Genomic DNA, 7,292 nt, shown 5'->3' with positions numbered 1-7,292 from the left:
TTATGGGCCGGATAAGCAAAGCGTTATCCGGCCGGGGAGGGGAGGTTACTTACGACGTTGACGCAGGCTCATGACCACCGCACCAAAGCCAAACAGTGCGGTCAGCAGCCACAGCGGCCAGTTACCGGTACGGGCATAAGGGGTTAAGCCCGTGGTCGGCGTAACGCTGGTGGTCAGAACCTGACGGGTAAACTGCGGGATCATCGCCTGAATTTCACCCTGCGGGCCAATCACCGCGGTAATACCGTTATTGGTGCTACGCAGCAGCGGGCGTGCCAGCTCCAGAGAACGCATCCGCGCCATCTGGAAGTGCTGCCACGGACCAATGGACTTACCGAACCAGGCATCGTTGGAGATAGTCAGCAGGTAGTCAGTATCCGGACGGAAGTTATCCCGAACCTGTTCGCCAAGAATGATTTCGTAGCAGATGGCAGCCGTCAGCTTAAAGCCGTGCGCATGCAGCTGTGGCTGTACATAAGGTCCACGGCTGAACGAAGACATTGGCAGGTCAAAGAACGGCGCTAACGGGCGTAGGATCGATTCCAGCGGGACAAACTCACCAAATGGGACAAGGTGATTTTTGTTATAGCGATTGGTCGAGTCATAACTGTACGGACTGTCTTTACCCAACGTGATGATGGTGTTGTAGGTGTCGTAACGATTCTGTTTGTTCAGGCGAGCATCTACAATCCCGGTAATCAGCGTGCTGTTTTTCGATTTCAGCAGGTCATCCATCATGCTCAGAAAACGCTGCTGGTTAATTTCCAGATCCGGAATAGCAGATTCTGGCCAGATGATGAGCTGTGATTTACCCATCTCGGGCTGGGTGGCGTCGAGATAAATCTTCAGGGTGTTGAGTAACTGACTTTCATCCCATTTGAGCGACTGTGGAATGTCGCCCTGCACCATCGACACCTGCGTGGTTTTTTCCGGCTCCAGCGTATACCACTGGATATAGCGTAGCGGGAAGGGCAGCGCGAAAAGTATCACGGCCACGACCAGCGGACGCCAGTTACGGCTGACTAACGCCAGCACCAGCAGGCCGCTAACCATCATCAGCAGGAAGTTGATTGCCTCTACGCCCATTACCGGTGCAAGCCCTTTTAGCGGGCCATCAATTTGGCTGTAACCAAACTGCAGCCATGGGAAGCCGGTCAGGACCCAGCCGCGCAGGAATTCAGTTATCTGCCAGATAACCGGCGCGGCAATCGCTACCCGAATCCAACTGGTTTTCGGCCACAGACGCGACAGAATGCCAGCAAACAGACCGGTGTAGAGGGAAAGGTAGGCGGCAAGCAGAACCACGAGAAAAACGTTTACCAGCCCCGGCATGCCGCCAAATTGCGCGATGCTGACGTAGACCCAGTTGATGCCTGAACCAAACAGGCCCATTCCCCAGAAATAGCCAATGGCAGCAGACTGGAGAGGACGGCGGTTGAGGGTAAGAGCCTGCAGACCCATCAGCGAAATAATCGCGGCGGGCCAGATGTCATACGGAGAGAACGCCAGCGTCCCGCAGGCACCGAATAATAACGCCAGCAGCAGGCGCATGCGCTGGCGTTCAATTAATGGGGCAAATGCCATGTAGTCTATGATCCAGTTTCGGGTTTATTCGTCCAGTTTGGGCTGGGGTGAGTCGTCCGGAATTCTGACATGAACCTGAATAATACGACGGCTGTCAGCCATCGCCACTTTGAACTGGTAACCATCAATGTCGATGGTCTCACCGCGAGCGGGTAAATGACCAAAGGCCTGCATAACCAGCCCGCCAATGGTATCGACTTCTTCGTCGCTAAAGTGGGTCCCGAAAGCTTCGTTGAAGTCTTCAATCGACGCCAGCGCGCGAATAGTCCAGGTGTGGCGACTGAGCTGACGGAAATCAATATCGTCTTCTTCGTCGTACTCATCTTCAATTTCACCGACAATCAGTTCAAGGATGTCCTCAATGGTCACCAGACCTGAGACACCGCCAAACTCGTCGATGACGATAGCCATATGATAACGCTGGGAGCGGAACTCTTTCAGCATGCGGTCAACCCGCTTACTTTCAGGTACGACAACCGCCTGGCGTAACACTTTCTCCATGCTGAAGGCTTCGGCATCGCTGCGCATAAAGGGCAGCAGATCCTTGGCCATCAGAATCCCTTCAATGTGATCTTTGTCTTCGCTGATCACCGGAAAACGCGAGTGGGCAGACTCGATGATCACATCGAGACATTCGTCCAGGGTCTGGTTGCGTTTCAGGGTAATCATCTGAGAGCGAGGGATCATAATGTCGCGTACGCGTTGGTCCGCAATATCCATCACCCCTTCGAGCATATCGCGCGTATCTTCATCGATAAGGTCGTTTTGCCCGGAATCACGGATCAGCTCCAACAGTTCGTCGCGGTTTTTCGGTTCACCGTGGAAAAGTTGGCTCAGTAACAGGGAAAAAAATCCCTTTTTGCTGTTTAAGGTGTCACTACTGTGTGAATTGTCGTCGCTCATGGCGTCGTATGGGTTCTCATGTTAGTTAATAGGTCGCTCAATGCGCGTAAACTCAGCGCACGGCTTTATGGGAAGCCCGGGCAGATGCCCGACGGCTTATTCCTTCTCGGCAATGTACGGATCCTCATAGCCCAGAGCAAGCATAATCTCTGTTTCGAGGGATTCCATCTCTTCCGCTTCATCGTCTTCGATATGGTCGTAGCCGAGCAAATGCAGGCTACCATGCACCACCATGTGCGCCCAGTGGGCCTCAAGCGGCTTACCTTGTTCCTGCGCTTCTTTCTCAACGACCTGACGGCAGATGATCAAATCACCCAGCAGCGGCATCTCAATGCCCGGCGGGGCTTCAAACGGGAAAGAGAGTACGTTGGTTGATTTATCTTTCCCGCGATAGGTCAGGTTCAGCTCGTGGCTTTCAGCATCGTCGACCAACCGAATCGTGACCTCTGACTCTTCCTGAAACTGCGGGATCACGGCATCCAGCCATCTCTGAAACTGACTTTCTGGTGGTAAGCCGGATTCGTTTTCGCATGCCAGCTGTAAATCGAGAATAACCTGACTCATTTTTGTTCCTGCTCCTGAGCTTCGCGCTTGCGTTCTGCCGCCAGCTCGGCTTTGCGTTTTTGTTCTGCTTCTTCCCAGGCTTCATACGCCGTGACGATACGGGCAACCACCGGATGGCGAACCACGTCTTCGCTATGGAAGAAATTAAAACTAATTTCGTCGACTTCAGCCAGCACTTCAATGGCATGACGCAGACCGGACTTGGTGCTGCGCGGCAGGTCAATCTGTGTGATATCGCCGGTGATAACCGCTTTGGAGTTAAAGCCGATACGAGTCAGGAACATTTTCATCTGTTCGATGGTGGTGTTCTGGCTCTCATCAAGAATGATAAACGCATCGTTTAACGTACGGCCACGCATATAGGCCAGCGGCGCAACTTCAATGACGTTACGTTCAATCAGCTTTTCAACCTTCTCAAAACCGAGCATTTCGAACAGCGCGTCATACAGCGGTCGTAAATAGGGATCGACTTTCTGGCTCAGATCGCCTGGCAGGAAACCGAGTTTTTCACCGGCTTCAACCGCTGGACGGGTTAGCAGAATACGGCGGATCTCCTGGCGCTCTAGTGCATCGACCGCAGCGGCAACCGCCAGATACGTTTTACCTGTACCCGCAGGGCCAACACCAAAGGTGATGTCGTGGTCGAGGATATTCGCAATGTACTGTGCCTGATTCGGCGTGCGCGGTTTAATCACTCCGCGCTTGGTTTTGATATTTACCGCTTTGCCAAATTCCGGCACGCTGTCTGCGCTTTGCTCAAGCACACGCGCTTCTTTAATCGCAAGGTGAATTTGTTCTGGCTCGATGTCCTGTGTCTGGCCGCGCATTGGGGCCGTATCGACATACAGGCTGCGTAAAATATCTGCCGCAGCGGTGACACAAATTGGACGACCAGTCAGTTTGAAGTGGTTATCGCGGCGGTTAATTTCGATGCCGAGACGACGCTCCAGTTGTTTTATGTTGTCATCAAATGGCCCGCAAAGGCTCAACAGGCGGGCGTTGTCTGCGGGTTCAAGGATAATTTCGCGAGTGTCTATGTTCAAACTGTTCCTCTTATGCATGTCTCGCCGGACGCTGAACATTTACCGGCATCTAAGGAAATTATTCACGCCATGGGGGAAAGGCGCAAGCATTGCAATAAATATGGGGGTGCCAGGGCAAATTACAAGGCCCGCCGGAGCAGCGAGCCAGGAAGTGTAGGCCCGATAAGCATGGCGCCATCGGGCATTGTTTGCGTTTTTCAGCAGGATTATTAAGGCTGATAAGTACCCACGCCCAGATCGTTTTCTTTGCGGGTACGCGCAATGACCGACTCAGGGGATTCTGCGATGCGCAGGCCCATTTCGTCTTCGGTACGCACCACTTTGCCGCGCAGGGAGTTGGTCCAGACATCGGTAATTTCAACATCAACAAACTTACCGACCATATCCGGGGTACCTTCAAAGTTCACCACGCGGTTATTTTCGGTACGCCCTGACAGTTCCATCACGCTTTTCCGTGACGTACCTTCGACCAGAATGCGCTGGGTCGTGCCGACCATACGACGGCTCCAGGCCATGGCTTGCTGGTTAATACGCTCCTGCAGGATGTATAAACGCTGTTTTTTCTCTTCTTCCGGTACGTCGTCAACCATATCGGCGGCAGGGGTGCCAGGACGCGCAGAGAAGATAAAGCTGTAGCTCATGTCGAAATTGACATCAGCGATCAGCTTCATGGTCTGCTCGAAGTCCTGGGTGGTTTCACCCGGGAAGCCGACGATGAAGTCGGAGCTAATCTGGATATCCGGACGTGCTGCGCGCAGTTTACGGATGATTGCTTTGTATTCCAGCGCGGTATGGGTACGACCCATCAGGTTCAGTACACGATCCGAACCACTCTGTACCGGCAGGTGCAGGAAGCTCACCAGCTCTGGCGTATCGCGATAAACTTCAACGATATCATCGGTGAATTCGATCGGATGGCTGGTGGTAAAACGGATACGGTCAATGCCGTCGATCGCTGCGACCAGACGCAGCAGATCGGCGAACGAGCCGGTGGTGCCGTCGTAGTTTTCACCGCGCCAGGCGTTGACGTTTTGCCCCAACAGGTTTACTTCACGCACGCCTTGGGCTGCAAGCTGGGCGATTTCAAACAGAATATCATCCGCCGGACGGCTGACCTCCTCACCGCGGGTGTAGGGCACCACGCAGTAAGTACAATATTTATTGCAACCTTCCATGATGGACACAAACGCGCTTGGCCCTTCAGCACGCGGTTCTGGCAGGCGGTCGAATTTTTCGATCTCCGGGAAGCTGATATCAACTACCGGGCTACGGGTGGTGCTTCCACGCACTTTGTTGATCATTTCCGGCAGGCGATGCAGGGTTTGCGGCCCAAAAATAATATCGACGTAATGCGCGCGTTGGCGAATATGATCGCCTTCCTGAGACGCAACACAGCCACCAACACCAATGATGAGCTTGGGATTCTTCTCTTTTAACAGCTTCCAGCGACCTAATTGATGGAAGACTTTTTCCTGAGCCTTCTCGCGGATTGAGCAGGTATTCAGCAGCAGCACATCCGCTTCTTCCGCCACGTCGGTCAGTTGATACCCGTGAGTGGCATCCAGCAGATCGGCCATCTTCGATGAATCGTATTCGTTCATCTGACAGCCCCAGGTTTTAATATGGAGTTTTTTGGTCATCGACTTGCTCTTGCGAAATTGTGGCTGAAATGCAGGGCGCATAGTGTACTGCTTTGGCGCGGTTGTGACCAGTATGACGGATGTCAGCCTCAAGGGGTAAAAAATCCTGTAAACTTACACAATACATGTAACTGGAAAATTGACCATGACAAATCAACCAACGGAAATTGCCATTGTCGGCGGGGGGATGGTCGGTGGCGCGCTGGCGCTGGGACTGGCGCAGCACGGATTTACGGTAACGGTTATCGAGCATGCCGTGCCCGCGCCGTTTGTGGCTGACGGACAGCCGGATGTCAGAATTTCGGCTATTAGCTCCGCCTCCGTGTCGTTGCTTAAAGGGCTGGGCGTCTGGGATACGGTGCAGGGGATGCGCAGCCATCCTTATCGTCGGCTGGAGACGTGGGAATGGGAAAATGCCCATGTGGTGTTTGATGCAGCGGAACTTAAGCTGCCGTTGTTGGGTTACATGGTGGAGAACACGGTCCTGCAACAGGCGCTCTGGCAGGCGCTGGAAGCTCATCCTGACGTGACGTTGCGCGTGCCCACCTCGCTGATTTCTTTACATCGACATAATGACCGGCATGAACTTGAGCTGGCAGACGGTGAAAAAATCAATGCGAAGCTGGTGATCGGTGCTGATGGTGCCAACTCTCAGGTACGCAAAATGGCCGGGATTGGCATCCATGCCTGGCAATACGCGCAATCTTGTATGCTGATAACTGTCCAGTGTGAAAACGCACCCGGAGACAGCACCTGGCAGCAGTTTACCCCTGACGGTCCGCGTGCATTTTTACCGTTGTTCGACGACTGGGCTTCGCTGGTGTGGTACGACACCCCGGCACGTATCCGTCAGTTACAAAGCTTAAGCATGGCGCAACTCCAGACAGAGATAGGCAAACATTTCCCTTCACGACTCGGTAGCGTTACGCCTGTGGCGGCGGGGGCATTCCCACTTACGCGTCGTCATGCGCTGCAATATGTGCAACCGGGGCTGGCGCTGGTAGGTGATGCCGCGCATACCATTCACCCACTGGCGGGGCAGGGCGTTAATCTGGGTTTTCGCGATGTGGATGCACTGATTGATGTTCTGGTGAGCGCCCGCAGCTATGGTGAGGCGTGGGCCAGTCAACCGGTGCTCAAGCGTTATCAGAATCGTCGTATGACCGATAACTTCATTATGCAAAGTGGGATGGATTTGTTCTACGCCGGTTTTAGCAACAACCTGCAGCCGCTGCGCATCATGCGTAATCTCGGGCTTATGGCCGCAGAGCGCGCAGGTGTGCTGAAGCGTCAGGCGCTGAAGTATGCGTTAGGGTTGTAGCTCAAGTGGAGCCTGATGGCGCTACGCTTATCAGGCCTACAAGTCATGTAGGCCGGGTAAGTCTTGCCGTTACCCGGCGTTATAAAAGCAAAAAGCTCGCCGAAGCGAGCTTTTTTAATATGGCTGGGGTACGAGGATTCGAACCTCGGAATGCTGGTATCAGAAACCAGAGCCTTACCGCTTGGCGATACCCCAACAATTTTTTGGATTTACCGAACGAGTCGATACGTCCTTAAT

At 53.5% G+C, this 7,292-nt stretch carries 6 protein-coding genes and 1 tRNA gene; 1 reads left to right on the top strand and 6 read right to left on the bottom strand.

Going from position 1 to position 7,292, the window contains the following annotated elements:
• Window positions 1–45 precede the first annotated feature (45 nt).
• From lnt to miaB, 5 genes are all read right to left on the bottom strand, one after another.
• Complete coding sequence (gene lnt / locus FDX03_RS00975; protein ID WP_137345355.1) at window positions 46–1,584, bottom strand: apolipoprotein N-acyltransferase; 1,539 nt, start codon at window positions 1,582–1,584, stop codon at window positions 46–48.
• A gap of 24 nt (window positions 1,585–1,608) precedes the next feature.
• Window positions 1,609–2,487 carry a CNNM family magnesium/cobalt transport protein CorC gene (gene corC / locus FDX03_RS00970; protein WP_003847383.1) on the bottom strand — a complete coding sequence of 293 codons (879 nt, stop codon included), beginning with the start codon at window positions 2,485–2,487 and terminating at the stop codon, window positions 1,609–1,611.
• Between the two features lie 96 nt (window positions 2,488–2,583).
• A complete protein-coding gene (gene ybeY, locus FDX03_RS00965) occupies window positions 2,584–3,051 on the bottom strand; it encodes an rRNA maturation RNase YbeY (protein ID WP_048212287.1) in 468 nt (155 codons plus the stop codon).
• Complete coding sequence (locus FDX03_RS00960) at window positions 3,048–4,094, bottom strand: PhoH family protein (protein WP_048212286.1); 1,047 nt, start codon at window positions 4,092–4,094, stop codon at window positions 3,048–3,050. Before FDX03_RS00960 ends, ybeY begins: the two co-directional genes overlap by 4 nt.
• A 209-nt stretch (window positions 4,095–4,303) precedes the next feature.
• Window positions 4,304–5,734 (bottom strand): tRNA (N6-isopentenyl adenosine(37)-C2)-methylthiotransferase MiaB, encoded by a 1,431-nt coding sequence (miaB, locus tag FDX03_RS00955; RefSeq protein WP_005121416.1) that lies wholly within the window; start codon window positions 5,732–5,734, stop codon window positions 4,304–4,306.
• A 145-nt stretch (window positions 5,735–5,879) separates the two neighbouring features.
• Between miaB and ubiF the strand changes: the two genes are divergently transcribed.
• Window positions 5,880–7,055, top strand: coding sequence for a 3-demethoxyubiquinol 3-hydroxylase (ubiF, locus tag FDX03_RS00950; protein WP_101742418.1), 1,176 nt, complete (start codon window positions 5,880–5,882; stop codon window positions 7,053–7,055).
• Window positions 7,056–7,175: 120 nt separating this feature from the next.
• On the opposite strand, the gene FDX03_RS00945 is transcribed toward ubiF, so the two are convergent.
• A tRNA-Gln gene (locus FDX03_RS00945) sits at window positions 7,176–7,250 on the bottom strand.
• Window positions 7,251–7,292 lie beyond the last annotated feature (42 nt).

This window comes from Citrobacter sp. wls827 (genome assembly GCF_005280875.1).
Taxonomy (GTDB): Bacteria; Pseudomonadota; Gammaproteobacteria; order Enterobacterales; family Enterobacteriaceae; genus Citrobacter; species Citrobacter youngae.
The sequence above is the reverse complement of the archived record's forward strand: the minus strand, read 5'-3'. Positions and strand labels throughout refer to the sequence as shown.

What these genes read in the sequence shown, in the direction of transcription:
- miaB (WP_005121416.1), bottom strand. Translation starts at nt 5,734, where the DNA reads ATGACCAAAAAACTCCATATTAAAACCTGGGGCTGTCAGATGAACGAA.
- ubiF (WP_101742418.1), top strand. Translation starts at nt 5,880, where the DNA reads ATGACAAATCAACCAACGGAAATTGCCATTGTCGGCGGGGGGATGGTC.
- lnt (WP_137345355.1), bottom strand. Translation starts at nt 1,584, where the DNA reads ATGGCATTTGCCCCATTAATTGAACGCCAGCGCATGCGCCTGCTGCTG.
- corC (WP_003847383.1), bottom strand. Translation starts at nt 2,487, where the DNA reads ATGAGCGACGACAATTCACACAGTAGTGACACCTTAAACAGCAAAAAG.
- ybeY (WP_048212287.1), bottom strand. Translation starts at nt 3,051, where the DNA reads ATGAGTCAGGTTATTCTCGATTTACAGCTGGCATGCGAAAACGAATCC.